This window comes from Pedomonas sp., from assembly GCF_036515995.1.
Lineage (GTDB): Bacteria > Pseudomonadota > Alphaproteobacteria > Sphingomonadales > Sphingomonadaceae > Pedomonas.
Genome location: NZ_DATBUP010000014.1, coordinates 1 through 24,097 on the forward strand (window position 1 = coordinate 1; position 24,097 = coordinate 24,097).

General features: G+C 65.2%; 30 protein-coding genes. 13 read left to right on the top strand and 17 right to left on the bottom strand.

What is annotated here, in order from left to right:
- The 4 genes from VIG90_RS01285 to VIG90_RS01300 form a co-directional block, all read left to right on the top strand.
- Nucleotides 1-934 (top strand): CBS domain-containing protein (locus tag VIG90_RS01285; RefSeq protein WP_331591592.1); only part of this gene is annotated, 934 nt, incomplete at its 5' end.
- A 73-nt stretch (nt 935-1,007) separates the two neighbouring features.
- Nucleotides 1,008-1,574, top strand: coding sequence for a DUF2267 domain-containing protein (locus VIG90_RS01290; RefSeq protein ID WP_331591593.1), 567 nt, complete (start codon nt 1,008-1,010; stop codon nt 1,572-1,574).
- A 289-nt stretch (nt 1,575-1,863) separates the two neighbouring features.
- Entirely contained in the window at nt 1,864-3,432 is a 1,569-nt protein-coding gene (locus VIG90_RS01295; protein ID WP_331591626.1) for a phosphoenolpyruvate carboxykinase, read from the top strand.
- A 118-nt stretch (nt 3,433-3,550) separates the two neighbouring features.
- Nucleotides 3,551-4,015: a hypothetical protein gene (locus tag VIG90_RS01300; RefSeq protein ID WP_331591594.1), complete on the top strand. Its 465-nt coding sequence runs from the start codon at nt 3,551-3,553 to the stop codon at nt 4,013-4,015.
- A 54-nt stretch (nt 4,016-4,069) separates the two neighbouring features.
- On the opposite strand, the gene VIG90_RS01305 is transcribed toward VIG90_RS01300, so the two are convergent.
- The gene (locus tag VIG90_RS01305; protein WP_331591595.1) at nt 4,070-5,002 is read right to left on the bottom strand and encodes a hypothetical protein; all 933 of its coding nucleotides are present in this window, start codon (nt 5,000-5,002) and stop codon (nt 4,070-4,072) included.
- Nucleotides 5,003-5,230: 228 nt separating this feature from the next.
- Between VIG90_RS01305 and VIG90_RS01310 the strand changes: the two genes are divergently transcribed.
- A complete protein-coding gene (locus VIG90_RS01310) occupies nt 5,231-5,737 on the top strand; it encodes a J domain-containing protein (RefSeq protein ID WP_331591597.1) in 507 nt (168 codons plus the stop codon).
- Between the two features lie 37 nt (nt 5,738-5,774).
- On the opposite strand, the gene VIG90_RS01315 is transcribed toward VIG90_RS01310, so the two are convergent.
- The 14 genes from VIG90_RS01315 to VIG90_RS01380 form a co-directional block, all read right to left on the bottom strand.
- Complete coding sequence (locus tag VIG90_RS01315; protein ID WP_331591598.1) at nt 5,775-6,224, bottom strand: PaaI family thioesterase; 450 nt, start codon at nt 6,222-6,224, stop codon at nt 5,775-5,777.
- Nucleotides 6,225-6,244: 20 nt separating this feature from the next.
- On the bottom strand, nt 6,245-6,667 hold the full coding sequence (locus tag VIG90_RS01320) for a PaaI family thioesterase (RefSeq protein ID WP_331591599.1): 423 nt from the start codon (nt 6,665-6,667) through the stop codon (nt 6,245-6,247).
- On the bottom strand, nt 6,664-7,080 hold the full coding sequence (locus tag VIG90_RS01325) for a SufE family protein (RefSeq protein WP_331591600.1): 417 nt from the start codon (nt 7,078-7,080) through the stop codon (nt 6,664-6,666). Before VIG90_RS01325 ends, VIG90_RS01320 begins: the two co-directional genes overlap by 4 nt.
- A gap of 117 nt (nt 7,081-7,197) precedes the next feature.
- Nucleotides 7,198-7,893, bottom strand: coding sequence for an ABC transporter ATP-binding protein (locus tag VIG90_RS01330; RefSeq protein ID WP_331591602.1), 696 nt, complete (start codon nt 7,891-7,893; stop codon nt 7,198-7,200).
- Entirely contained in the window at nt 7,890-9,134 is a 1,245-nt protein-coding gene (locus tag VIG90_RS01335) for an ABC transporter permease (protein ID WP_331591604.1), read from the bottom strand. Before VIG90_RS01335 ends, VIG90_RS01330 begins: the two co-directional genes overlap by 4 nt.
- A gap of 12 nt (nt 9,135-9,146) precedes the next feature.
- Complete coding sequence (locus VIG90_RS01340) at nt 9,147-10,265, bottom strand: efflux RND transporter periplasmic adaptor subunit (protein WP_331591606.1); 1,119 nt, start codon at nt 10,263-10,265, stop codon at nt 9,147-9,149.
- A gap of 110 nt (nt 10,266-10,375) precedes the next feature.
- Nucleotides 10,376-10,591, bottom strand: coding sequence for a hypothetical protein (locus tag VIG90_RS01345; RefSeq protein ID WP_331591607.1), 216 nt, complete (start codon nt 10,589-10,591; stop codon nt 10,376-10,378).
- A gap of 68 nt (nt 10,592-10,659) precedes the next feature.
- Entirely contained in the window at nt 10,660-10,881 is a 222-nt protein-coding gene (locus tag VIG90_RS01350; protein ID WP_331591608.1) for a hypothetical protein, read from the bottom strand.
- A 124-nt stretch (nt 10,882-11,005) separates the two neighbouring features.
- Nucleotides 11,006-11,272 carry a hypothetical protein gene (locus VIG90_RS01355; RefSeq protein ID WP_331591609.1) on the bottom strand — a complete coding sequence of 89 codons (267 nt, stop codon included), beginning with the start codon at nt 11,270-11,272 and terminating at the stop codon, nt 11,006-11,008.
- Between the two features lie 32 nt (nt 11,273-11,304).
- Nucleotides 11,305-11,628 (bottom strand): hypothetical protein, encoded by a 324-nt coding sequence (locus VIG90_RS01360; protein ID WP_331591610.1) that lies wholly within the window; start codon nt 11,626-11,628, stop codon nt 11,305-11,307.
- 39 nt (nt 11,629-11,667) lie between these two features.
- Nucleotides 11,668-12,048, bottom strand: coding sequence for an envelope stress response membrane protein PspC (gene pspC, locus VIG90_RS01365; protein ID WP_331591611.1), 381 nt, complete (start codon nt 12,046-12,048; stop codon nt 11,668-11,670).
- Between the two features lies 1 nt (nt 12,049).
- Nucleotides 12,050-12,274 carry an envelope stress response membrane protein PspB gene (pspB, locus tag VIG90_RS01370; RefSeq protein ID WP_331591612.1) on the bottom strand — a complete coding sequence of 75 codons (225 nt, stop codon included), beginning with the start codon at nt 12,272-12,274 and terminating at the stop codon, nt 12,050-12,052.
- Nucleotides 12,275-12,347: 73 nt separating this feature from the next.
- Nucleotides 12,348-13,013, bottom strand: coding sequence for a phage shock protein PspA (gene pspA / locus VIG90_RS01375; RefSeq protein ID WP_331591613.1), 666 nt, complete (start codon nt 13,011-13,013; stop codon nt 12,348-12,350).
- Nucleotides 13,014-13,164: 151 nt separating this feature from the next.
- The gene (locus VIG90_RS01380; protein WP_331591615.1) at nt 13,165-13,338 is read right to left on the bottom strand and encodes a hypothetical protein; all 174 of its coding nucleotides are present in this window, start codon (nt 13,336-13,338) and stop codon (nt 13,165-13,167) included.
- Nucleotides 13,339-13,550: 212 nt separating this feature from the next.
- Here VIG90_RS01380 and pspF point away from each other — a divergent pair, with 212 nt between their 5' ends.
- Together pspF and VIG90_RS01390 are read left to right on the top strand one after the other, a co-directional pair.
- Complete coding sequence (gene pspF / locus VIG90_RS01385; protein ID WP_414695458.1) at nt 13,551-14,609, top strand: phage shock protein operon transcriptional activator; 1,059 nt, start codon at nt 13,551-13,553, stop codon at nt 14,607-14,609.
- Between the two features lie 170 nt (nt 14,610-14,779).
- Nucleotides 14,780-15,382 (top strand): superoxide dismutase, encoded by a 603-nt coding sequence (locus VIG90_RS01390; protein WP_331591616.1) that lies wholly within the window; start codon nt 14,780-14,782, stop codon nt 15,380-15,382.
- Nucleotides 15,383-15,627: 245 nt separating this feature from the next.
- Here the strand turns inward: VIG90_RS01390 and VIG90_RS01395 are convergent, their stop codons facing one another.
- Nucleotides 15,628-16,131, bottom strand: coding sequence for a urate hydroxylase PuuD (locus tag VIG90_RS01395; RefSeq protein WP_331591617.1), 504 nt, complete (start codon nt 16,129-16,131; stop codon nt 15,628-15,630).
- A 341-nt stretch (nt 16,132-16,472) separates the two neighbouring features.
- On the opposite strand from VIG90_RS01395, the gene VIG90_RS01400 reads away from it, so the two are divergent.
- Nucleotides 16,473-17,012, top strand: coding sequence for an NUDIX hydrolase (locus VIG90_RS01400; RefSeq protein WP_331591618.1), 540 nt, complete (start codon nt 16,473-16,475; stop codon nt 17,010-17,012).
- Nucleotides 17,013-17,048: 36 nt separating this feature from the next.
- Nucleotides 17,049-18,533 (top strand): AMP nucleosidase, encoded by a 1,485-nt coding sequence (locus VIG90_RS01405; RefSeq protein WP_414695457.1) that lies wholly within the window; start codon nt 17,049-17,051, stop codon nt 18,531-18,533.
- A gap of 197 nt (nt 18,534-18,730) precedes the next feature.
- On the opposite strand, the gene VIG90_RS01410 is transcribed toward VIG90_RS01405, so the two are convergent.
- Nucleotides 18,731-19,771, bottom strand: coding sequence for a zinc-dependent alcohol dehydrogenase (locus VIG90_RS01410; protein WP_331591619.1), 1,041 nt, complete (start codon nt 19,769-19,771; stop codon nt 18,731-18,733).
- A gap of 235 nt (nt 19,772-20,006) precedes the next feature.
- Here VIG90_RS01410 and VIG90_RS01415 point away from each other — a divergent pair, with 235 nt between their 5' ends.
- From VIG90_RS01415 to VIG90_RS01430, 4 genes are all read left to right on the top strand, one after another.
- A complete protein-coding gene (locus VIG90_RS01415) occupies nt 20,007-21,278 on the top strand; it encodes a hypothetical protein (RefSeq protein WP_331591620.1) in 1,272 nt (423 codons plus the stop codon).
- 137 nt (nt 21,279-21,415) lie between these two features.
- Entirely contained in the window at nt 21,416-21,862 is a 447-nt protein-coding gene (locus VIG90_RS01420; protein ID WP_331591622.1) for a DUF983 domain-containing protein, read from the top strand.
- Nucleotides 21,863-22,003: 141 nt separating this feature from the next.
- On the top strand, nt 22,004-22,558 hold the full coding sequence (locus tag VIG90_RS01425; protein WP_331591624.1) for a DUF924 family protein: 555 nt from the start codon (nt 22,004-22,006) through the stop codon (nt 22,556-22,558).
- 172 nt (nt 22,559-22,730) lie between these two features.
- Nucleotides 22,731-24,097: ATP-binding cassette domain-containing protein (locus VIG90_RS01430; RefSeq protein ID WP_331591625.1), on the top strand; the 1,367-nt coding region annotated here is incomplete at its 3' end.

Here is a 24,097-nt window from a genome sequence, read left to right on the forward strand (position 1 = left end):
CGCGGTGGTGGACGGAAACCCGCCCCAGACGCTGATGAACGAGGACGTGGTGCGCACCGTCAAGCCGACGCCCGAGTACATCGAGCGCACCACCGCCGAGGAAATCACCGAGCTGGAGCGCCGGCGCAACATGTACCGCGAAGGGCGGCCGCCCGTCAGCGTGAAGGGACGCACCATCATTCTGGTGGATGACGGCATCGCCACCGGCGCCACCGTGCGCGTGGTGCTGCGCTCGCTGCGGCAGATGGGCGCGCGCAAGCTGGTGCTGGCGGTGCCGGTTGCCCCGAGGGAGACGCTGGATGCCCTGTCGCTTGAGGCGGACGACACCGTCTGCCTCGCCACGCCCGAGCCGTTCCACGCCGTGGGGCTGGCCTATTCCCGTTTCGCCCAGACCAGCGATGCCGAGGTCATCGACGCGCTGGCCCAGGCGACGCCGCCGACCGTTCTGGGCGGCACCGTACGCGCACCCGACATCGACCTTCCCTCACCCTCAGCAAGGAGACATGACATGAAGCTTGCCGACATCATGACCCGCGACGTCACGGTCGTTTCCCCCAATGACAACGTCCAGCGCGCCGCCCAGATCATGGACGAGCTGAATGTAGGCGCCCTGCCCGTGTGCGACGGCCGCCGCATCGTCGGCATGGTGACCGACCGCGACCTGACCGTGCGCATCGCCGCGCAGGGCAAGAGCCCGGAGCAGGCCCGCGTCGAGGAGGCTATGTCCACCAACGTGCGCTGGTGCTTCGAGGACGAGGACGTGGAGTCCGTCATCGAGAAGATGGGCGACACCCAGATCCGCCGCCTGCCGGTGGTGGACCGCGACCACAATCTGGTGGGCATCGTCTCGCTGGGCGATGTCGCCACCAAGAGCGACGAGGTCGCCGAGGAAGCGCTGGAAGGCGTGTCCCAGCCGTCCGAGCCGGATCGTTGAGCCGAGAGGCGGCGCGGCGTCCGGCGGGCGCCGCGCCGCTTCCCAAAGCACCTCACGGAACGGCAGGGCTGGCATGAGCACGACCGGGCTGGACGACTTCGACAAGACCCTAGAGGCCAGCCGCGCCTGGCTGGGCGAGATCGGGGAGGCCATCGGCCCGGACACGCAGCGCTGCTACCATGCCCTGCGGGCCGTGCTGACCACCCTGCGGGACCGGCTGCCGATCGATCAATCCGCCCTGCTGGCGGCCGAGCTGCCCCTCCTCATCCGCGGCGTCTTCTACGAAGGCTTCCGCCCGGCGGACGTGCCCCTGCCGCTGCGCCGGCAGGATGAGTTCGTCACGCTGGTCGCCAAGCGCTTCGGCAACATCGGCCCCGTCAGCCCGCGTGCCTCGACCATCGCCGTGTTCCGGGTGCTGCAACGCCACCTGTCCCGGCCCCTGCTCGCCACCCTGAAGACGTCTCTGCCGCAGGAGATTCGCGCGCTGTTCCAGCCGGAGCCGGCGGCGGATGCGCCGGGCCCGCATCGGGACGACGCCCCGAGCCGCAGCGCCACCGGCGAGTCGCCGTCGCGGGACTGGGGCACCGCCCTCTCGGGGCAGGAGAGCGATCCGCACATCAGGCCGGACAAACTTTCGTAACAGCTCTCCATCCGTCGCTCCCAGCCCTTCACGAAGTCACGTTCGCAACTAGTTAATAGGCGGCATACCCCCTGGGGGCATTCTCGGCCCTCGGGACCGTCCATGTTTTGGACAGACCATTTTTCGCGGATTTCCGCATCTGAGGAGCGGTCAATCCCTCATCATTTGGCTGCATTTTATTCAAACCCCTTGATTTGCAATCTTGTGGTCGTCACAAGGCGCTGAAACAGGATCTTGGAGCTACGGGAGAACCCTCGTGAGTCGCTACGGCACCCCCTCGTCTTTCGGTTTGGACAAACTCGGCATTACGGGTGCACCCGCCGAGTACTGGAATCTCGGCACGCCTCAGCTGGTCGAAGAAGCTGTCCGCCGCGGCGAAGGCCTGCTGGCCAAGGACGGCCCGCTGGTGGTCAAGACCGGCAAGCACACCGGCCGCTCTGCCAATGACAAGTTCACGGTGAAGGACGCCACCACCGAGAACACCATCTGGTGGGGCAAGACCAACGCTCCGATGACCCCGGAGCACTTCGAGGCTCTGGAAGCCGACTTCCGCGCTCACCTGGCCGGCAAGGAACTGTTCGTGCAGGACCTGTACGGCGGCTCGCAGCCGGAATACCGCGTCAACGTGCGCGTCATCAACGAGTTCGCCTGGCACTCCCAGTTCATCCGCACCATGCTGGTGCGCCCGAAGGCTGAAGAACTGGCCGACTTCACGCCGGAATTCACCATCATCGACCTGCCGACCTTCCAGGCCGACCCGGCCCGCCACGGCACCCGTTCGGAAACCGTCATCGCCGTCAACTTCACCAAGAAGCTGATCCTGATCGGCGGCACCCGCTACGCCGGTGAGATGAAGAAGTCGGTGTTCTCGATCCTGAACTACCGCCTGCCGGAACAGGGCGTGATGCCGATGCACTGCTCGGCCAACATCGGCCCGAACGGCGACACCGCCGTGTTCTTCGGCCTGTCGGGCACCGGCAAGACCACCCTGTCCGCAGACGCGTCGCGCACCCTGATCGGTGACGACGAGCACGGCTGGTCCGACACCGCCGTGTTCAACTTCGAGGGCGGCTGCTACGCCAAGATGATCCGCCTGTCGGCCGAGGCCGAGCCGGAAATCTTCGCCACCACCAAGCGTTTCGGCACCGTGCTCGAGAACGTGGTGATCGACGAGACCACCCGCGAACTCGACCTGGACGACAACTCGCTGGCCGAGAACAGCCGCGGCGCGTACCCGATCGACTTCATCCCGAACTCGTCCAAGGACAACCTGGGTCCGGTTCCGAAGAACATTATCATGCTGACGGCCGATGCCTACGGCGTGCTGCCTCCGATCGCCCGTCTGACGCCGGAACAGGCCATGTACCACTTCCTGTCGGGCTACACCGCCCGCGTGGCCGGCACCGAAATCGGCGTGAAGGAGCCGCAGGCAACCTTCTCGACCTGCTTCGGCGCACCGTTCATGCCGCGTCACCCGAGCGTCTACGGCAACCTGCTGAAGGAGCGCATCAACAAGGGCGGCGTGACCTGCTGGCTGGTCAACACCGGCTGGACCGGCGGCGCTTACGGCGTCGGCAACCGCATGCCGATCAAGGCGACCCGCGCCCTGCTGAACGCTGCTCTGGACGGCTCGCTGAACAACGTCGAGTTCCGCGTCGACCCGAACTTCGGCTTCGAGGTTCCGGTGTCGGTGCCGGGCGTTGACGCCCAGCTGCTGAACCCGCGCGACACCTGGGCCGACAAGGACGGCTACGACGCCACCGCCCAGAAGCTGGTGAAGCAATTCATCGACAACTTCGCGCAATTCGAAGCGCACGTTGATGAAAGCGTCCGGCAGGCGGCTCCGAAGGCAGCCTAAGCCACACGGTCCTCAAGAGGACACGAAAGGCGGGCCGGGATGCACTCCCGGCCCGTTTTTTGTTGCCCGACGCCGGGGCTCCCGCCGCTACAAGATCGGTCAGACTGGAATTGGAACCATGACCCCGGCAGACACCCACGCGCCCCGGCTGTTCGACACCGAGGCGCAGATCACCACAGTCGGCGAAGGGCTGCTCGCCTGCACCCTGCCGCGCCCCCGCTGGACGCACGAGGCGCACCTTGCCGCCTGCCTCTACCTCGTGCTTCGCCGCCCGGACATCCGGCTGGAGACCGAGCTTCCCGGCATCATCAGCCGCTACAACATCTCCGTTGGCGGCGAGAACACCGACACGAGCGGCTACCACGAAACCATCACCCAATTTTACATTCGCGTTGTTCGCGCCTTCGCGGCAGAGGCCACTGCGGGACCGGAGACGGCCCTGCTGCCGCTCTGCAACCGCCTGCTGACAGACGAGCGCGGCCAGCGCGACTACCCGCTGCGCTTCTGGAGCCGTGACGCGCTGTTCTCCGTCCCCGCCCGCCGCGGCTGGGTGGAACCGGACGTAGAGGCGCTGCCGTTCTAGGCGGAGGATAGGGGATGTTGCGAGGGGCTCACCCCTCGCGCTCCCACTCGTTATTCATGCCCGTCCGTCTGTCAGACTGGGAGCTTCGCCTTGAGAAGAGGCCGCCCTGTGACGCCATAAACTCCAGACCATTTCGAAAATCCACGTCAGTATAGGAGACATTATAAACAGAGATGCCGCGACCCCAATGTCCTTCGTATCCTCAACAACCGTTTCCCGCGTTTTCTTGAAGGCTTCCGCTTGCTTTAGTGAAATTATATCGTAACTAACCAAGACTTCATGTCCAATTTTCAGTTCATAGAAATCATATGTGTAATTACTTTTATCAAGGGGCTTCAGCAGATCAGCTTCAGCAACCCTACCCAAATATGACTCTATATTATTAGGAAAACATGGTTCTGACGCAGGGGACTTGCCCATGCTCCTTCTGCCACGACGCTCCCGCACTGTAGGGGGGCATTGAAGCGCAATCTTTCTCTCGCCCAGATCAATTCCATAAGAATTATTATAGAGCACGAGCCTTCCAGAGACCGGATGAAGATCTACTCGCTTGGGCGTTTGATAATATGGAATATGAAGAGCGCTAAAGTCTGGAATCCAACTATAAATTACAACAGCAACCCCAATGAACGACAAAATAACTTTCCATCGCGCAGGTTTAGAAGGACTTGAATTGCCCTTATCTTTCAAAGATTTATATGTGAATACTATCGCAAGTAAAACACTTGGGATCATTGCCCAGATCATACACTCGAACAATGATTCCGCAGAGGCCACCTTCCAAGCCAGCCAGAGCATGACAATCATGGCTAAAAAGAGGATAAAAATCTGCTTCCTCGCTGACATACCGCCCCCCCCCGACATCACCGAACTACAAATGAACACCACCAACCAACCACATGAACTAATCTTTAAATCAAGCACGAGGTGCAAGCGATAAAGAGAGGAGTATGCGCGACGCCAGCGCGGGCTTTTTCCTGCAAGCATCTCTCAAGGCACCCCAACCGACGCGCCTCCGTCGGAAAATGCGTGATCGAGCCCCCCCGCACGGCAGGCGCAGTAGCAGGCTGGGTGGGACCGGACTTGGGAACTTTGCCGTTTCTCTGAAAGGCTTCACCGCAACATTGTAAATGTAGTGCCGCAGCGCCTTGATTTGCCCCCACGGGCGACCGTATGTGATGGGCTTCCGTCACGTAACTCGACAGGAGCATGGGGATGCGGCGCTCTGGGCGCAACATGGACTGGGGTTTTCCTCGCTGGCGCGCCTATGGCCATGAGAGCAGCGAGGCTCAGACCGTGCGCCTGTGCGACCGGGAAGGCTGCGGCCAGCCCGGCAACTGTCCGGCTCCGAAATCACCCCACAGCAACGAGAAGTGGTGGTTCTGTCAGGAGCACGCGGCGGAATACAACAAGGGCTGGAACTACTTCGCGGGCATGACGCCGGAAGAAGCTGCCGCCCGCGCTGCCGAGGAAGAGCGCACCAATCGCGGCTTCCGTCAGGCCAATCCGTTCTCGGAGAACAGCCTGTCGCCCGAACGCGAGGCGTTGGCGACCCTCGGGCTCGACACGGGCGCGACGGACGCGCAGATCAAGTCCGCCTACCGGAAGCTGGCCAAGCAGAACCACCCGGACCACAATCCGAACGATCCGGCCGCCGCCGCCCGATTCCACGAAGTGCAGAAGGCTTACGAGCTGCTGGGCAAGCGCGCCGCCGCCAAGTAAGGCAGCGAGGGGAACGGGAAAGGCAGGTCAGGCCGCCTTACTCGCCGTCCATCACCATGTTCATGTCGGCGGTGGCGATCAGCCGGTCGCGGGAGGACTGCCACGCCTCGGCGCGAATGTTGGCGACGCGGCGGCCAAGGCGCGTCACCTTGGCAATGGCGAACGTGTCTTCGTCCGGCTGGCCCTCGCGCAGGTATTCCACGGTCACGTTGATCGGGCGCGGCAGGGACTCAGGCATGCCGTAGGCGCGCGTGGCTTCGTCCACCGTCGCCACAAGGCCGGCGAACTCCAGCAAGGCCGCGATCGAGCCGCCGTGCAGACGGCCGGGCGCGCCGATGATCTCGGGCCGGAAAGGCATGACGAGCATCACGCCTTCCTCTGTCGCCTGATAGCGAAAGCCCATCTTGGCGGCGAACGGCGGCTGCTCGAACGCGCCTTCGCGCACAGAGGCGGTCGCCAGATCGGCAATCAGTTGACGCAGCGGCATGGAACGCCCCTTACCCTTGCTCAAGCCCCGGAGATGATGAAGATGCCCGATGCATGGGCAATCGGGTGGTTGGGGTCGTCATTGTAGGCAATGCCCCGGGTGAAGCCGAAGCGGCGCGTGAGGCGGTAGCACTCCACGCGCGAGCGGATGTTCTGGCCCGCGTTTGCCGGGCGCAGGTAGTCCAGCCGCAGGTCCAGCGTCGCCATCGGCGCCAGCGCGTTGCGCGTCACCGTCACGGCCATGCCGGAGGATGCATCCATCAGCGTGAACACCGCGCCGCCCGAGACCACGCCCGGCTCGCCGTAGCCGTCGAGACCAGGGTCATAGGCCAGCTCCAGCGAGATCCAGTTCTCGCCGTGATCCGCGAACCGGATGCCGATGTCCTTGTGAAACGGCGCGCCGGGGATCATCTGGCTCAGCGGCATCGGGAACGGGCTGTTCATGCCGCGTCCTGCGCCAGAGACTGGATCTTCGCCACCATGGAATGAAGGCCGTTGGTGCGCGTGGGCGAGAGATGCCCCGACAGGCCCAGATCGCCCAGCTTGGCGCGGGCGTCGATAGCCTGGATTTCGGCCGGCGTCTTGTCCTGAAACAGCAGGAACAGCACCGCGATCAGCCCGCGCACGATGTGGGCGTCGCTGTCGCCGAGAAAATGCAGCGTGCCGCCCTCGCGCGGCTCGGCAAAGAACCACACCTGACTGGAGCAGCCGCGCACCTTGGTGGCGTCCGTCTTCAGCGCGTCCGGCATGGGCTCCAGCGTCCGGCCCAGCTCGATGAGCGTCCGGTACTTGTCCTCCCAGTCATCGAACAGTTCGAAATCGGCCTGGAGGTCATCGAAGGAAAGCGGCTTGGTCATAGGACTGATTTGGCGAAGCCCCCGCCCAGCGTCAACCCGAGCCGCGCGCCGGCTGTGAAAAATGGGCGGTTTAGCAGGACGGGCATCTTTCCGGTGGGCTGCAAAACCCCCGTCACGTCACCCTGCAGCCTGCACCTTCCCGTCGATGATGGTGATGATCCGGTCCGCCGCCTCGGCGAAGCGGGCTTCGTGAGTCACGGAGATGATCGCCCGCCCCTCCTCGGTCGCCAGCCGCTTGAGCGTGTCCCGCACCACGAGGCTGGAGTGGGAGTCGAGCGCGCCGGTCGGCTCGTCCGCCAGGATCACCACCGGGTCGTTGGCCTGCGCCCTTGCAATCGCCACCCGCTGGCGCTGGCCGCCGGAAAGCTGGCCGGGCCGCTTGTGGGCATGCTCTTCCAGCCCCAGCTCCGCCAGCAGCCCGTGCGCCCGCTCGCGCTGCTCGGCCTCGCTCAGACGGCCGAGGCGACGCATGGGCAGCATCACGTTGTCGAGCGCGGTGAACTCCTGCAGCAGGAAGTGGAACTGGAAGACGAAGCCCATCTTCTCCAGCCGGATGCGGGCCATTTCTTCGTCAGAGACGCCGGAGGTGTCCTGCCCGTCCAGCCAGATCGTGCCGGTCGTCGGCCGGTCGAGCAGGCCGAGGAGGTACAGCAGCGAGGACTTGCCCGAACCGCTCGGCCCCATGATCGCCACCATCTCGCCCCGGTGCACGGAAACGGACGCCTCGCGCACCAGCACGGCGGCAACCTCGCCCTCGAGCACGCGGCTGAGGCCTTCGGCGCGCATCACCGGGGCGTCAGGGTTCCGCGTCATGCCGCCCCCCGCAGGATGTCCACCGGCTGCACGCGCCCGCCCTTGCGCGCGGGCAGGTAGGCCGCGCCCACGGCGGACAGCACGGCGAAGGCCGCCGCCAGCACGAACTGGTCCGCGCCCCAGTAGACCGGCATGGGCACCGGCTCCACCGCACCCGGAGCCCGCAGCGTGATCCGGCCGAGGCCGTAGATGATGCCCCAGCCGAGCAGGCAACCGGCCACGCTCCCCAGCGCGCCGAGAATGACACCTTCCATCAGGAAGATGCGCCGGATGTCCTTCGCGTTGAAGCCGATGGACTTGAGGATGGCGATGTCCCGCGTCTTCTCCAGCACCACCGTCGAGATCACGTTGTAGATGCCGAAGGAGGCCACCACCAGAATGGCGCTCACCACCGAGTACATGATGATGTTGCGCACCTTGAGCAGGCTGGTGATGTCCTCGCTCGCCTCCTGCCAGGACACCGCCTTGTAGCCGATCAGCGTCTCGATCCGCGCCGCCGCGTCCCGCGCCAGCATCGGGTCGTCCAGTTGCAGCACGAAGTTGTTGGCCACGTTCGGCCGGTCCATCAGCGCCTGCACCCGCTTCAGCGCGGCGAAGGTCTGGCTCTCGTCATACTCCTGATTGCCGGTGCGGAAGATGCCGACCACCTTGAACACCCGCACCTGCCCGCTCGGCGCGGCAACGGAGAGGTTGTCGCCCATGTCGATGCCGAAGCGGTCGGAGAGCTGCTGGCCGATGATGATGCCGTTGGGGTTGGTGTCCAGATCCTCCAGCCTGCCGTGCACCATGTCTTCCTCGATGGTGCTGACGTTCAGCATCCGCTCCGGCACGATGCCGGAGACCGTCACGCCCACGTCCCGCCCGGCGAAGGTGATGATGCCCTGCCCCGCCAGCACGGGGGCGACACGCACGCCCGGCAGGCGCTCGACGACGGCCAGCTTCTGCTTGTACTGGCGGATGCCCCGCGTCTCCGTGCGCGGCTTGACGTTGCGCAGCTCCACCGCGCCCTTGCCGAACAGGCGCTCGGCCGGTTGCAGCGGGTTGGCGCGAAACTCGTCGGACACCGTCACGTGCGGCTGGGTGTCGATCAGCCGCGCGATGAAATCCCGCTCCGATCCGCGCATGAGGGAAGAGACGCCCAGAAAGAAGCCGACGCCCAGCACGATGCCGCTCAAACTGACCAGCGTCTGCCGCCGACGGCTGGTCAGGTGGCTGAGCGCGATCTGGGTGAGGACGTTCATGCGGCGCGGTTCCTATTGTTCGCCCATGTCGTCCGCCGCCTCGCGGCCCGCCTGCACCTGCGTGCTGGCCTGTGTACTCCCCTGCCCGATCACCGGCGCGGTGATGTCGAGGTTCTGCGGGATTTCCTTCACCCGCACCTTGCGGCCTTCGCGCAAGCTCTCGGCGGCGGTTGCCACCACCAGCGCACCCGGCGCGAGGCCTTTCAGAATTTCCACGCGCGCTGCGCCGCGCACGCCGGTTTCAACCTCGCGCCGCGCGAGCCTGCCGTCTTCCACCACCCACAAGCGGTTGCCGTCCAGCGCGCCCGCCGGCACCAGCAGGGCGTTCTCGCGCCGCGCGGTGATGATGTTGATCTCCGCCGTCATGCCGTAGCGCAGCGGCGTGTCATCCGGCAGCAGCACCCGCACGCGGTAGCTGCGCGCCACCGGGTCGCCGCGCGGGGTGATCTCGTTCACCGTTCCGTCGAACACGCTTTCGGGAAAGGCATCGGCGCGCACCAGCACCTTCAGGCCGGTGCGGATGAGCGGCACGTCTTCCTCGTCTACCTCGGCGGTGATGCGCATGGGCTCGCCCGCCTTGGCCATGTAGAACACCGGCTCGTTGACAGGAATGAAAGCGCCCACCTCGCCATCGCGGCGGATGATGGTGCCGCTGTCCGGCGCGCGCAGCCACATGAAGCGCAGCTGTTCCTCGGCCTGCACCCGCAGCGCCTCGGCCGCCGCGAAATTCGCCTCCGCCTCGTCCAGCGCCGCCCGCGTCACCCAGCCCTGCCTCGCCAGCGTGCGCACCCGCTCCACCTGCTGGCGGGCCTGCACCAGCCGCGCCTGCAACTGCTCGACGTTGGCGCGCTGGTCCCGGTCTTCCAGCCGGGCCAGCACCGCCCCGGCGGCAACCGCATCGCCTTCATCGGCGCGCAGCTCGATCAGCCGTCCGCCCACGCGCGGGGCGATGCGCACCTCAACCGAGGGCTCCACCGTGCCGGTGGCATAAACCGCCTGCACCGCAGGCCCGCGCACCGGCCGGGTCGCCTCGATCTCCGGCGGGGCCAGCAGCCGCCACAGCAGGGCGGCACCCAGCGCCACGCCCAGCAGGATCAGGGCGCCACGGGTAATACGTCTCTTCCATGTCATGAAAACTGCAACCGGCTGTTCCGCGTCATTCACATGTAGAAGCCAGAACGCGTACACAGCCGTTACGGGAGCATATTTTGGAAAGCTCCGCTACATCGGTATTTGCTTGATCAGTGGATGCCGTCGGCAATGGCCTCAAGCCTGGCCACGCGGTTGCGCAGGCCCATGAATTCCTGCGAGCTGCAGGCGATGGCCGCCGCGCGGATTTCCAGTTCCGCGTCCCGCAGCCGCATCAGCTGCCGAACGGTCCAGATCCACAAGCCAGCGCCAACCGCCAGGGTCAGCGCGATGGCGCAAAGTGTCAAAATCCCCCATGTCATTGGCATGACCTTGTTCCCCACTCCCTCGGCTGTTCTGCGGTGGATCGACCGGGGTCGGCTCCACCGCATTCGCGTCATCCGCGCAGCCGCTCGATTTCATCCGAAAGACGCTTGGCCGGATCCGTCGCCAGTTTCTCAAGCACCTTCACCCGTTCGTTCAGCTGGTCCACCTGGGCCTTGAGCCTCACGATCTGGTCATTCGTCTCCGCGTTTACGCCGCTGCTCGCCCGCGCCTTCATCACGCCGGCAATGGCGACGATCAACACGATGGCAACAACCATTTCGAACGGACCCATGATATCCCTCTTATTCGTCCTGAATGTTTTGGCCCGTCTCGGGCATTGCCTTCTCTAAGCTGGAAATCTCGGAAACTTTCCAGCGCTTAATTGAGGGGCCAGAGCCTAATTGAGAGGCCAGGGCTCAATTGAGAGGTTTGTCCCGTAATTGTTCGATCTGCTCCGCCAGCATGCCGGAGCGATCCGTTGCGATCCGCTCCAGCACCTGCACTCGTTGCTCCAGCCGCTCGATGCGGGCGGCGGACTGTGCCGCCTGCTGCCCGGAGTGCTCGATGGCGAGGTCCAGCTGCTTTTCCTTCAGCTTCATCCAGCGCTTGGCCAGATCGCCGACAACGCCGAACACCACGGGTATTCCCACCACGATGACAAAGAACAAAATCCAGTCCGGCATGATGCTGCTCCCTCTCCTCAATCCAGCGCAGATCAATCCAGCGCGGAGCCGTTGGTCGGCCGCATCACCGGAGCGGAGCGCAGGCGCTCGATCTCCTCCGAGAGGATGCCGGAGCGATCGGTCACGATCCGCTCCAGCACCTGCACCCGCTGCTCCAGCTTCTCGATGCGCGCATCGCGCTGCTGGATTTCGGCGCGGAACCCGGCCTTCAGGGTGTCCGGATCTTCGCCGGTCATGTGCGCCGTGCTGCCGAAGAAATCCTCGACCGGATAACCGTTCCGTGCACGGATCCAGGTGGTCACCACCCAGCCCAGCACGCACACCACAGCGATGATCACAATCAACGTATCAGTCATCCGGCCCTCCCCTGCCGCCGTCCCCGCTCTGCGCTCAGCTTACCGCAGCCTGTCGATCTCTGCCGACAGGTTCCGGCTGGAGGAGGTCAGATAAAACTCCACGTTCTGCAGGCGGCGGTCGATGTCCCGAAACTCGCCGCGCACCTCGCGGATGGTCGAGGCCGGGCTGGTGCGCGCCGTACGCCAGAAGGCTTCCTCGGCCGGTCCCAGATCGTACAGCTCGCGCGGCTTCTTGTCCGCCACCAGACCGATGATGAGGTAGCCGGGAATGGTGATCCAGCCCGCTCCCAGAACGGTCAGGCCCACCATGGCGATGCGCACCCACAGGGCATCAACTCCGGTGTAGTCGGCGATGCCGCTGCACACGCCCATCAGCTTGCCGTTGCGCTTGTCCAGGTAAAACTTCGTCTTGCGGACCATCTCAAATATCCTTGCGCCAGTGCGGGTTTTCCGCATCCAGAATTCGTTCCACGGAGTGGAGCCGGGCTTCCAGCCTGCGGGCTCTCTCCTGGAGGTTGTCCATCAGCTGCTCGTCGTCTTCGGAGAGGGAGCGCGTACGCTTCCATTGGATCGCGTAGTGCATCACCACCATCGGCATCCCGATGAACAGGATGGCAACGACGAATATTCCGGTTAACTCTGCCACTGTGACTTCCCCCGTGTACCCCCTCGCCGCCGGGCCGGGGGCATGCCCCACCGGCCCGTGCCGCGATCATTTCTTACTTCTTGTCGTCGACCTTGGCCTTGAGGGCGGCCAGTTCGGCCTCCACCTCGTCGTTGGCCTTCAGTTCGGCGAACTCTTCCTCCAGTGTGCGGGTGCGGCCCAGATCGTAGGATTCCACCCGGCCTTCCGCCAGATCCACCCGGCGCTCCATGATCTCGAAGCGCTGGAAGGCCTCGTCGATGCGCGGGCTGGACATCATGCGGCGCATCCGTGCCCGGTTCTCCAGCGTCTCCAGCCGGTTGAGGATGGAGGTTTGGCGCACTCGCGCCTCGCGCAGCTTGGCTTCCAGCTTCTGGATGTCCTCCTCGTGCTTGAGCAGCGCCTCGTCCATGAGGTGCATGTCCTGCTCGATCTGGAGGCACATCTGGCCCAGCTTCTGCTTCTCCACCAGCGCGGCCTTGGCCAGATCCTCGCGGCCCTTGGAGAGTGCCAGTTCCGCCTTCTCCGCCCAGGAGGCCTGCGCCGCATCCAGCCGCTGCAGGTTGCGCCGGGCTTCCTTCTGGTCGGCGATGGTGCGCGCGGCCGAGGCCCGCACTTCCACCAGAGTTTCTTCCATTTCCATGATGATGAGGCGGATCATCTTGGCCGGATCTTCAGCCCGGTCCAGAATGTCGTTCATGTTCGCGGCGATGATGTCGCCCAGGCGCGAGAAAATGCCCATACTGTGTAACTCCTTCGACTGTGCGCCTCACCGGATGTTCGCTCTGGCCCTGCCTCCTGGCCCGGTCATCGGGCTGCCGGTCCGCCTGGCCTGTTCTGTGATCCGACCCCTTCCCCACGGTGCCGGAACAGGCAGCTTCCCGGCAACCCGTTTAGAGGACGATGATGATCTTGGCGGTGGCCGGGGCCTTCACCGGCAGCGAGCCCTTGGCTTCCACCGGGCCTGCCGCGACGCTGAGGGCGATGCCCCCGGCGACCAGAGCGGCGAGGCCGCAAACGAGGTGACGCGATACGGTTGCGATGACGTTGCTGAGGTTGGCGTTCATGGTTCTTCCCCTTGTCTGTTGTAGCCCTGCGGGCTCTGTATCCTGGTGCAGCGGGCTGTCCCGGCTGCTATGCCAGGATAAAAGCAGGAACCGTGCCAACTTTTCGAAACACCGATAAGTTACTGATTTTAAACGAAATAAAAAATTTCCGCCTGTCCCACCCGTCTTGACGTTTGCCAACTTTTGGCGATTTTTGCTAATCCTTGGCTATGATTGTTGAGACGCCCCGCCTCGTTGGCCAATCCAGTCCGTTTCTGGATGCGCTGGACCGTGTGTCACAGATCGCGCCGCTCAATCGGTCCGTGCTGGTGATCGGGGAGCGCGGCACCGGCAAGGAGCTGATCGCCGAGCGTCTGCACCGCCTCTCGCGCCGCTGGGATGGCCCGTTCGTGCAGCTCAACTGCGCCACCCTGCCCGAGAGCCTGATCGATGCGGAACTGTTCGGTCACGAAAGCGGCGCGTTCACGGGCGCGACCAAGGCCCGCGCCGGCCGGTTCGAGGAAGCGGACGGCGGCACGCTGTTTCTGGACGAGATCGCCACCCTCACCCCCCAGGCGCAGGAGAAGCTGCTGCGGGTCATCGAATACGGCCAGTTGCAGCGCATCGGCGCGAGCCGCTCCATCGAGGTGGACGTGCGGGTGGTGGGCGCCACCAACGAAGACCTGCCGCGCCTCGCCGAGGAAGGCCGCTTCCGGGCCGACCTGCTCGACCGCCTCTCGTTCGACGTGCTGACCCTGCCGCCCCTGCGTCACCGGCAGGAGGACATTCCCGTGCTCGCCCTCCATTTCGGCCAGCGCATGGCGGTGGAGATGGGGTGGGACGACTTCCCCGGCTTCAGCGCCGCCTGCATGGACCAGCTGTGCAACCACCCGTGGCCCGGCAACGTGCGCGAACTGAAGAACACCGTGGAGCGCGCCGTCTATCGCTGGGGTGATCCCTACAGCCCCATCGACCGCCTGATTCTCGACCCCTTCGCCTCGCCGTGGCGGCCAAGACCCCTGCCGCGTGCGGACAAGCCGCGCGACGCCGCACCGGCCGCTTCTGCGCCCGTGCCCGCAGCACCGCCTGCTTCTGCTTCTGCTCCGGCCCCTGCGCCGCGCCCCGCCGCCGAGCCGGTAAGCGACCTTCGCGCCGCCGTTGCGGCCTATGAGCGGGAACTCCTGCAATCCGCGCTGGAGCGCGCCCGCTACAACCAGCGGGAGGCCGCCAGCGCCCTCAACCTGAGCTATGATCAGCTGCGCCATGCGCTGCGCAAGCACGGCCTGCTGTGAGCGGCAATCGGGAAGGGCCTGTTATAAACCGCCGCAGACGCAGCCCGAGCCCGAACGGTGCGTTTCGGAAAAATCATGACAAGTCGTTTCGCCGCTAGTTGCCCTTGTCACCCCTACTGCCTAATTACTCTCTGATACATCAGCCATATACACGGAGGAGGTTCACCCCCATGGCATTCACGCTTCCCGATCTGCCATACGCCGCCGATGCCCTTGAGCCGCACATGTCGGCCCAGACCTTCAGCTTCCACCACGCCAAGCACCACGCTGCCTACGTGACGAACCTGAACAACCTGATCAAGGGCACCGATCTGGAAAACAAGTCGCTCGAGGAAGTCATTCTGGCCTCGGCCGGTGATGCCTCCAAGGTCGGCATCTTCAACAACTCGGCTCAGGTGTGGAACCACACCTTCTTCTGGAACTGCATGAAGCCGAACGGCGGCGGCAAGCCGACCGGCGCAGTCGCAGCCAAGATCGACGAGGATCTGGGCGGCTACGAAAAGTTCGTCGAAGAGTTCAAGGCAGCCGCCACCACCCAGTTCGGCTCGGGCTGGGCCTGGCTGGTTCTGGAGAACGGCAAGCTGAAGATCGTCAAGACCGGCAACGCCGATCTGCCGATGGCGCATGGCATGACCGCCCTGCTCACCGTCGACGTGTGGGAGCACGCCTATTACCTGGACTATCAGAACCGCCGTCCGGACTTCGTCCAGGCGTTCCTGGACCACCTGGTGAACTGGGACTTCGTGAACCAGAACCTGGCTGCCGCTGCTTAAAAGCGGCTTTCGAGCAGGGCGCATGCCCTGCGGTTAAGAAAGTGCGACCAGCCAAAGGGTTAGAGCCACGATCTGATAGCATCTGATCGTGGCTCTAATTCAGGCGCCGGCACATGCCACGGCCCGCCCGTTGAGCGGGCCGCAGGCACAAAAAAAGGGCCGTCGGTGAACCCCATCACCGGCGGCCCCTGCCTTTCCGGACGCCAGAGCTGACCTAGCCGCCCGGAGCCCATCACCCCCGAGGATCAGAGGTTCTGGTAACCCACCATGCAGTAGAGCATGGGAAACGAGAGAACGAAGTTGGTGCGAGACACCAGCATGGCAACCCGCGCTGCCTTCGGTCGGGCCTCGGCACTCGCCTCGACCAGACCCAGCGCCACCTTCTGCTTGGGCCAGATCACCAGCCATACGTTCAGCATCATGATGATGCCCAGCCACATACCAATTCCAAGCAGGGTTATGTTGCGATGACCCTCCCCCACCGACAGCGATAGCGCATCTGCGATATAATTGTACTGCCAGGCCAGCAGCAGCCCGAACACGATGGTGGCCAGCGCCGCCCAGCGGAAGAAGAACAGCGCCCGCGGGGCGATGTGCTTGGAGACTCCCGGCTTGTGCTCATCCGGGATGCCCGGCATGGCCGGAATTTGCACGAAATTGAAATACCACAGCAGCCCGACCCACAGGATGCCGGCAACGACATGCAACCAACGAACGAAGTACGGCCAATTGAAAGCGATCTCTTCCACGGAAGATCTCCCCGCTACGGCTGTGCCAATGGCATGCGCGGCTTGCGCGCATCGTTCGACAGGCGAGCCTCAGCCCGCAATCAAGGGTGCAACGAGCGCGACGATGACGGTGAGCACCAGCCCCGCCGCAACGCTAAGCGGTAACGATTGCAGGATTTTTCCCATGCAGTCCCCCCAATGATGTGCCTTGCCTCGTTGGGCCAATCCGGTCGTTGCATCGCCGAATTCACTAAGCTTATCCGCTTGTGAGGCATGGGTCAAACTGTCACACCTTCGACGTGCCGCATCCGTTTCCACCTGCCGCGCTTTCCTTGTTCAGTCTGACGGCTAGATTCATTCTCATGATTGATGAGCACAGCTTTTCCCGCCGCGTTCCGTCCGGAGACACGCTGGAGCGTCGCGTCTGCAACACCTGCGGTTTCGTGGACTACGAGAATCCCAAGATCGTCGTCGGCTCCGTCGTTCGGGTGGGGGAGCGCATCCTGCTCTGCCGCCGCGCCATCGAGCCGAGCCGAGGCCTGTGGACCCTGCCCGCCGGCTTCATGGAGCTGCACGAAACCGCGGAGGAAGGGGCCCGCCGCGAGGCGATGGAGGAGGCCTGCGCCGCCATCCGCATCACCGGCCTCCTGGCGGTCTATTCCATTCCCCGCATCTCGCAGGTGCAGCTTATCCATATCGCCCAGCTGGAGGGAGACGCCTTCGCCGCCGGGCCGGAAAGCCTGGAGGTGCGCCTGTTCGACTGGGAGGAAATTCCGTGGGGCGAACTGGCCTTCCCCAGCGTTCACTGGGCGCTGCGTCACCGCCGCGAGGTCTGGGATCGTACAAGCTGCGCGCCGTTCTCCAATCCCCCCGGCGACCTTGGCGATACCCTGCCCCGATGATACCCTGAATTAACCAACAGCCGGAGGCAGACCCGCATGGACATGGCCGAATTCGAGCCCGCCACCCTTGCGCCGTCCCTGACGCCCGACGAGGCGGTCACGGCACTGGCCGCCCTGCATGGCGCAGCCGTCGAAGCCCTGCGCGAGGCGCTTGACCGCTTCGTGCGCACCGGCCAGCCGCCAACGCCCGAGGAGCGGCAAGGCTTCTGCTATCCCATGCTGCGCGTCACCTATCCCGGCGGCACCCTGCGCCCGCCGAGCCCGCGCGCCTTCGCCAAGTTCCAGATACCGGGCGTCTACACCGCCACCATCACCCAGCCCGAGGCGTTCCGGTCCTATCTGGTCGAGCAGCTGAGCCTCCTGGTGGCGGATTACGGCGCGATCATCGAAGTGGCCCCCAGCACTCAGGAGATCCCCTATCCCTTCGTGCTGGAAGGGGGAGACGAGCTGATGGCGGGCAACGTACCGCCGGGCGAGCTTGCCCGCTGGTTCCCGACCACCGCACTCGCGCAGGTGAGCGACGACGTCGCCGATGGCCTCTGGGCCGCCCCGCCGGACGCGCCCCGGCCGCTGGCGCTGTTCGATGCCCTGCGGGTGGACTATTCGCTCAAGCGCCTCGTTCATTACACCGGCACGGACTGGCGCGCCGTGCAGCCGTGGATCCTGTTCACCAACTACCATCGCTACGTTGACGAGTTCATCCGCTGGGCCATTGCCGAGCTGACCAAGGAAGACAGCCCCTACACCGCCCTCATCGCCTCCGGCGGCGTGCGGATCGAGCATGGCGAAGTGCCGGAGAACGCCTTCGAGCGCATCGCCGCCGCGCCCTGGCGTCGCCACCAGATGCCCGCCTATCACCTGCTCACGCGTGACAATCAGGGCGTCACGCTGGTCAACATCGGCGTCGGCCCGTCCAACGCCAAGACCATCACCGATCACCTGGCCGTGCTGCGCCCGCACTGCTGGCTGATGGTCGGCCACTGCGGCGGCCTGCGCGCCTCCCAGCGCATCGGCGATTACGTCCTCGCCCACGCCTACCTGCGGCTCGACAACATCCTCGACGACTCCGTGCCGCCCCACATCCCGCTGCCCGCGCTGGCGGAAATCCAGACCGCGCTTCAGGAAGCCGCCGCCGCCGTCACCGGCGAATACGGCGCTGAACTGAAACAGCGGCTGCGCACCGGCACCATCGTCACCAACGATGACCGCAACTGGGAGCTGCGCTGGGCGCAGGAGCGCCGCTTCATCAACCTGTCCCGCGCCATCGCCATCGACATGGAAAGCGGCACCATCGCCGCGCAGGGCTATCGCCTGCGCGTGCCCTACGGCACCCTGCTCTGCGTCTCCGACAAGCCGCTCCACGGCGAGATCAAGCTGCCCGGCAGCGCCAACGCCTTCTACGAGCGCGCCATCGGCGAACACCTCGCCATCGGCCTCAAGACCATCGGCCTGCTGCGCGGGGAAATCGACGGCCTCCACTCCCGCAAACTGCGCAGCTTCGACGAGCCGCCGTTCCGGTAAGGGCGAGCGGATCGGGCCGCACCCGGCATCCACTCGCCGCGCTACAATCCCGCCGCCGGCTTTTCATCTTTGAATGATTTTAAGGAACACTCGCGCGCCTGTTTCCGCTCGGGCAACCGCAATCCAGGGCGCGGTCCGAACAACGAAAAGGGGGTCGCAGGGGGGTTACAGATCCCCCTGCATCAATACCTGAAAAGTCAGGCACGCTCCCCGAACGTCAGCATCACCTTGGCGGACGCGTCTGCGTCGGCGGCGATTTTGAACGCCTCGTCCACCCGCTCGAAGGCGATGCGGTGGCTGATGAGCGGCTCCACGTCGATCTCGCCCTTGGCCAGCATGTCGAGGCATTCCCCGAACTCGGCGTGACGCTCCACCGCGATGGAGCCGGAGATCAGGATCTCGTTCGCCATCATCTTGAACAGGTTGAGCTGGAGCGGCTTCTTGTAGAGCGCGATGATGATGAGCTTGGCGCGGAACTTGGCCACGTCGAACGCATCTTCCAGCGCCTTGATCGAACCGGCGGCGTCAAGGAACACGTCGGTGCCCACGTAAGGCACGCCGAACCGCTCGCCCTTGCCGTGCAGCTCGCCCAGCGCCTCGGCCATGGGCTGGCGCAGCGGATTGACGGTTGCCGTCGCGCCCAGCTGCCGCGCCTTTTCCAGCCGCGCGTCAGACAGGTCGACGGCAACGATGTCCTTCACGCCCTTGTGCCGCAACATGACGACGGCGCTGAGGCCGATAGGCCCTGCGCCCAGCACCGCCACCCGGCTCTCCGGCGTCACCTGCGCGATGTTGATGCCGTGCAGCGCCACGGACAGCGGCTCGGCCAGCGCCGCCCGGTCCGCTGAAAGCGCGTCGGGAATGGGAAACAGGGTGGAGCCGATCCTGGCATTGGGGATCAGGATGAATGGGGCCATCGCCCCTTCCGGTCCGCCGCCGCCGATGTAACCGTCATCCGGGTTCACCGCGCAGCGCAGGCCGGGGCGAATGCCCTCCTCGACCTCGCCGCCCACGCTCTCGACCACGCCCGCGAACTCATGGCCGATGGGCAGCGGCTCCTTCAGCGGCTCCGCGCCGCCCAGCCCGCCCTGCGCCACATAGCCCAGATCGCTGCCGCAGATGCCGGATGCCAGCACCCGCACCACCACGTCGCGCGGCCCCGGAACCGGCACCGGCACGTCGTCCAGTCGCATGTCGCCCGGTCCGTGTACCCGCACCAGTTTCATCATTTCGGCCATCTGGTCCTCCCCATGCCTTCGGTCTCTGTTTGCCGGGAGTTGATACCGGACACCCCGGCAAGGCAACCGCAATCAGATCGCGTCCCCTGCCAGCCTGCCGGACCCGATAGCTTTCCGACGCCCCCCGTTCCGGCGCGCCTTTCCCACCTTGTCGGGAATCACACCCTGCCGGACGATGCTCTGCGCACTCCTGTGCGTTTCCTTTCTGTCGAGACGTGCGGCAAGGAATGCACCCATGGCTACGAGCCGTCGCAACTTCGTCTTCTTTCTGGGTATTGGGGGCGCCACCATCGCATCCCTGACGGCGGCAGGCTTCCTTTACCGTGCGGCCGACCGTGGCAGCTTTTCCGATCTTCAGAGCGGAAAACCCTTCGTTCCCTGGCGCGAATGGGAAAACCGCAGCCTGGCGGGCGCGGAGGCCGTTGCGCTTGCCGGCACGCTGGCCTGCTCGTCGCTCAACTCGCAGCCCTGGTGGCTGCGACTGGAGGGAAACATCATCGACCTCTACTTCCGCCGGACGAGCTACCCCGTGTTTCTCGACCCGTTCGACCGGGAAGCACTCATCGGCCTTGGAGCCTGCATCGAAAACATGGTCACCGGCGCAGAAGGGCTGGACCGCTCGGCCACCGTCACCCTGTTCCCCAGCCAGACCAACATCGACCATATTGCCCGGCTCGTTCTGGGCCCCGGCGTGCCGAACGAAACCGCGCGCTTCCTCGCCATTGGCAACCGCCACACCAATCGCAGCCCCTATGACCGCAACAGGCCGCTGTCGCAATCCGCCATGGCCGCGCTCACCCGCCTCACCCCGAGCGGACGGGCGCGCTTCAGCCTGTTCCCGGCGGACAGCCCGAAGGGTCAGGAATTTGCTGATGCCATCGTTGCGGCAACCGAGGACACCCTCGCGGATCCCTCCATGCTTGCGGAGGAATTCCAGTGGTTTCGCCAGACCATCGACCAGATCAGCGCCACGTCCAATGGCCTCAGCTTCCTCACCTCTGGTCTCAGCGACCTTCAGGTGCGCACCGCCATGGCGCTGCCCGATATCAGCGAGGAAGACTTTGGCCGGTTCTGGACGCACCAGACCCGCGAAGTGCAGCTGCCCAACACCCCCATGTTCGGCATCCTCGCCGTCGATGACAACGGTGACCCCATCCAGCTCGTCGAAGCGGGACGGCTGCTCCAGCGTCTGCATCTGGAAGCGACTGCGCACGGCGTAGCGATGCAGGCGCTCGGGCATGTCAACTGGGTCGCGGACCGTGAGGAAGCACGCGGCCGCAACCGTGACTTCATAGACCGCGCCTACGCCCTTTCCGGGGGCATGGGCCAGATGGTGCTCGGGATGCGCCTCGGCTATGCGCTGCGGCCCGCCCGTGCCTCCCCCCGCATGCCGCTGCCCGCCGTTCTGGTGCCGCGCATGGGGCCACGGCCGACACCGCGACCCGCCACGGACAACATGCCCCTTCCACGCCTGCGCGAGCCTGCCGTCAGACCGCCCAAGCCGTAGGCAGCACCCGGCAACAGGCAGGCCGGACCTCAGGCCCGAACGCGGCGCTGGTGACGCAGGCTGTTGCCGGGGCTGGACAATTCCCGCTTTTGCCGTCACGGGACGTCGGCATTCATCGCAGACGGATCGAGGCCATGATGACCGACACCAGCCTAGGCAACACTGGCACAGGCAATACCGGCATAGCGGATACCGCCGCAGCCGACACTGCCGAGCGGCCGCTCAAGCCCGCCATTCTGCTCGGCCTGAAGAACCGCTGCCCCGCCTGCGGCAACGGCCGCCTGTTCGCGCGCTTCCTCAAGGCGACGCCGTCATGCGCATCCTGCGGTGCGGACATGACGCTCCACGCCGCTGACGATCTGCCGCCCTACCTCACGATCCTGCTGACTGGCCATATCGTCGTGCCGCTGATGCTTGAGGCCGAAACCGCCTTTCAGCCGTCCATGACGTTCCACATGATCACATGGCCGCTGCTGACGCTGGCGCTTTCGCTCGCCTTCATCCAGCCGTTGAAGGGCGGCGTCATCGGCCTGCAATGGGCCTACCGCATGCACGGCTTCGGCCCCGGCGGCCAGCACCAGTAAGCCGGAGATCTCATTCCAGCCACGCTCCGCCGGGCTTGTGAGCCAAGGCCGTGGAAACACGCTGGAATTTTTCTAAAACATTTTCCACTATCTCCCCGGGGCCACACCAGAGCCCATAAAAAACGGGGAGATAACAAAGCAATGCACAGCGCCGCTGCCGAGGCAATCAACGTTCTGGCCTTCTGGCTGGGTGAAGTGCCGCCCGAGAAACGCTTTGCCCGGGATGCCGAACTGGACGCCCGCATCAAGGCCCGCTTCGCCGGGCTTCACGACCGGCTGGCGGATCAGGTGCCCGAGTCATGGCGTCTGACGCCCGAGCGGATGCTGGCCGCCATCATCGTGCTCGATCAGTTCTCCCGCAATCTCTACCGCGACAGCCCGAAGGCATGGGCATGCGATGGTGCGGCGCTGATGCTGACCCGCGAGGCCCTCTCCCGCAGCTATGACGAGCAGCTTCAGGGCGACCAGCTCCAGTTCCTGCTCATGCCGCTCATGCACAGCGAATCCGCCAGCGATCAGGCCCTCTCCGTGGCGCTGTTCGAGACAATCGAGGACCCTGTCGCGTTCGATTACGCCAAGCAGCACAAGACCATCATCGACCGCTTCGGCCGCTTTCCTCATCGCAATGCCATACTGGGGCGCGAGTCCACACCCGAAGAGATCGAGTTTCTCAAGCAGCCGGGCTCGAGCTTCTGACAGGACGGGACCGCCGCCGGAGACATCGCTCCTTGCAGGCCTCCGGCTCCCGTACTAGATATTTGCGCAGAGCCGCACGAGCGGCCACGCCAGAAACCGCACCCGACGAGGGAGGACACCATGGACCAGGACATGAACCGTACGATCCGTTTCATTCCTGCGCAGGTGTCCCATGCCGTTTCTCACCCTCGATTCCGTCTCCGCCGCAACGCCTGATCAGCGGCCGCTTTTCTCAGACCTCAGCCTTTCCCTGAACCGGGAGCGCATCGGCATCGTCGGGCGCAACGGCGCGGGCAAGTCCACGCTGCTGGCCATCGCTGCAGGACTTGCCGAGCCCGCCTCCGGCACGGTCACCGCCACCGGCCGGGTCGGCCTGCTGCGCCAGATCCAGCCCACGGAGGAAACCCTCGCCGTCGCTCTCGGCATCGATGACGCGCTGGCCCGTCTCGCCCGCATCGAGCAGGGCAACGGCCTTGAGGCCGACCTTCTGGAGGCGGACTGGCTTCTGCCCGAGCGCATCTCCTCCGCGCTACAAGACGTCGGCCTCGAGGGGTTCGACCTGCACCGCACCGCCTCCAGCCTCAGCGGCGGTGAGCGCACCCGGCTCGGCCTTGCCCGGCTGCTGATCGATGCGCCGGACGTTCTGCTGCTGGACGAGCCCACCAACAACCTGGACGTTGGCGGCCGTGCCCTCATCGCCGGCTTTCTTGCCCGCTGGAAGGGCGGCGCGCTGGTCGCCAGTCATGACCGGACGCTGCTCGACGGCATGGACAGGATCCTCCACCTCTCAAGTATGGAGGTGAAGCTGTACGCCGGCGGCTGGTCCGCCTACTTCGCTGCCCGCGAGCAGGAGCGCCGGCACGCCGAAACCGCCCTCACCCGCGCTGACTCCGCCCTGAAGCAGACCCGCCAGAGCGTGCAGCGCCAGAGCGAGAAGAAGGCGCGGCGAGACAAGGCCGGGCGCATCGAGGGGGCCTCCGGCTCCAACAGCAAGCTGCTGATGGACGCCAGAAAGGACCGCGCCTCACGGACGGACGGGCGTGACAGCCGACTGGCGAGCCGCCTGCTGACCGAGGCCGAGGACGCCCTGCACACCGCCCGCGCCCGGGTGGAGATCCTGACGCCGCTGCACATCGACCTGCCCCGAACCGGCCTGCCCGCCGGCCGCCTCCTCCTCGCCTTTGACGACGTGGTCCTTGAGCGCGACGGCCGCCGCCTGTTCGGCCCTCTCTCCTTTACCGTGCAGGGACCGGAGCGCCTTGCCGTCAGCGGCCCCAACGGCTCCGGCAAGACCAGCCTCCTGAACCTCATCACCGGCACCCTCGCGCCCACGTCCGGCGAGATCCGCCGCGCCGACCGTCCCGCCGCCATGCTCGACCAGCATGTGAACCTGCTCGACCCCGCGCTTGATCTCGTCGAGAACCTGCTACGTCATCATCCCGCGCTGGACACCAATACCGCCCACGCCCAGCTCGCCCGTTTCGCCTTCCGCAACCGCGATGCACTGCGTCCGGCGCACAGCCTGAGCGGCGGGGAGCG

Excerpts from the sequence above, each read along its gene's own strand:
- VIG90_RS01325 (WP_331591600.1), bottom strand. The coding sequence starts at position 7,080 with ATGACCAAGCCGCTTTCCTTCGATGACCTCCAGGCCGATTTCGAACTG.
- VIG90_RS01335 (WP_331591604.1), bottom strand. The coding sequence starts at position 9,134 with ATGAACGTCCTCACCCAGATCGCGCTCAGCCACCTGACCAGCCGTCGG.
- VIG90_RS01350 (WP_331591608.1), bottom strand. The coding sequence starts at position 10,881 with ATGGGTCCGTTCGAAATGGTTGTTGCCATCGTGTTGATCGTCGCCATT.
- VIG90_RS01310 (WP_331591597.1), top strand. The coding sequence starts at position 5,231 with ATGCGGCGCTCTGGGCGCAACATGGACTGGGGTTTTCCTCGCTGGCGC.
- VIG90_RS01390 (WP_331591616.1), top strand. The coding sequence starts at position 14,780 with ATGGCATTCACGCTTCCCGATCTGCCATACGCCGCCGATGCCCTTGAG.
- VIG90_RS01405 (WP_414695457.1), top strand. The coding sequence starts at position 17,049 with ATGGACATGGCCGAATTCGAGCCCGCCACCCTTGCGCCGTCCCTGACG.
- VIG90_RS01415 (WP_331591620.1), top strand. The coding sequence starts at position 20,007 with ATGGCTACGAGCCGTCGCAACTTCGTCTTCTTTCTGGGTATTGGGGGC.
- VIG90_RS01400 (WP_331591618.1), top strand. The coding sequence starts at position 16,473 with ATGATTGATGAGCACAGCTTTTCCCGCCGCGTTCCGTCCGGAGACACG.
- VIG90_RS01380 (WP_331591615.1), bottom strand. The coding sequence starts at position 13,338 with ATGAACGCCAACCTCAGCAACGTCATCGCAACCGTATCGCGTCACCTC.
- pspA (WP_331591613.1), bottom strand. The coding sequence starts at position 13,013 with ATGGGCATTTTCTCGCGCCTGGGCGACATCATCGCCGCGAACATGAAC.
- VIG90_RS01320 (WP_331591599.1), bottom strand. The coding sequence starts at position 6,667 with ATGAACAGCCCGTTCCCGATGCCGCTGAGCCAGATGATCCCCGGCGCG.
- VIG90_RS01330 (WP_331591602.1), bottom strand. The coding sequence starts at position 7,893 with ATGACGCGGAACCCTGACGCCCCGGTGATGCGCGCCGAAGGCCTCAGC.
- VIG90_RS01355 (WP_331591609.1), bottom strand. The coding sequence starts at position 11,272 with ATGCCGGACTGGATTTTGTTCTTTGTCATCGTGGTGGGAATACCCGTG.
- VIG90_RS01420 (WP_331591622.1), top strand. The coding sequence starts at position 21,416 with ATGACCGACACCAGCCTAGGCAACACTGGCACAGGCAATACCGGCATA.
- VIG90_RS01290 (WP_331591593.1), top strand. The coding sequence starts at position 1,008 with ATGAGCACGACCGGGCTGGACGACTTCGACAAGACCCTAGAGGCCAGC.
- VIG90_RS01315 (WP_331591598.1), bottom strand. The coding sequence starts at position 6,224 with ATGCCGCTGCGTCAACTGATTGCCGATCTGGCGACCGCCTCTGTGCGC.
- VIG90_RS01410 (WP_331591619.1), bottom strand. The coding sequence starts at position 19,771 with ATGGCCGAAATGATGAAACTGGTGCGGGTACACGGACCGGGCGACATG.
- VIG90_RS01425 (WP_331591624.1), top strand. The coding sequence starts at position 22,004 with ATGCACAGCGCCGCTGCCGAGGCAATCAACGTTCTGGCCTTCTGGCTG.
- VIG90_RS01305 (WP_331591595.1), bottom strand. The coding sequence starts at position 5,002 with ATGCTTGCAGGAAAAAGCCCGCGCTGGCGTCGCGCATACTCCTCTCTT.
- pspC (WP_331591611.1), bottom strand. The coding sequence starts at position 12,048 with ATGGTCCGCAAGACGAAGTTTTACCTGGACAAGCGCAACGGCAAGCTG.
- VIG90_RS01345 (WP_331591607.1), bottom strand. The coding sequence starts at position 10,591 with ATGCCAATGACATGGGGGATTTTGACACTTTGCGCCATCGCGCTGACC.
- VIG90_RS01300 (WP_331591594.1), top strand. The coding sequence starts at position 3,551 with ATGACCCCGGCAGACACCCACGCGCCCCGGCTGTTCGACACCGAGGCG.
- VIG90_RS01360 (WP_331591610.1), bottom strand. The coding sequence starts at position 11,628 with ATGACTGATACGTTGATTGTGATCATCGCTGTGGTGTGCGTGCTGGGC.
- VIG90_RS01340 (WP_331591606.1), bottom strand. The coding sequence starts at position 10,265 with ATGACATGGAAGAGACGTATTACCCGTGGCGCCCTGATCCTGCTGGGC.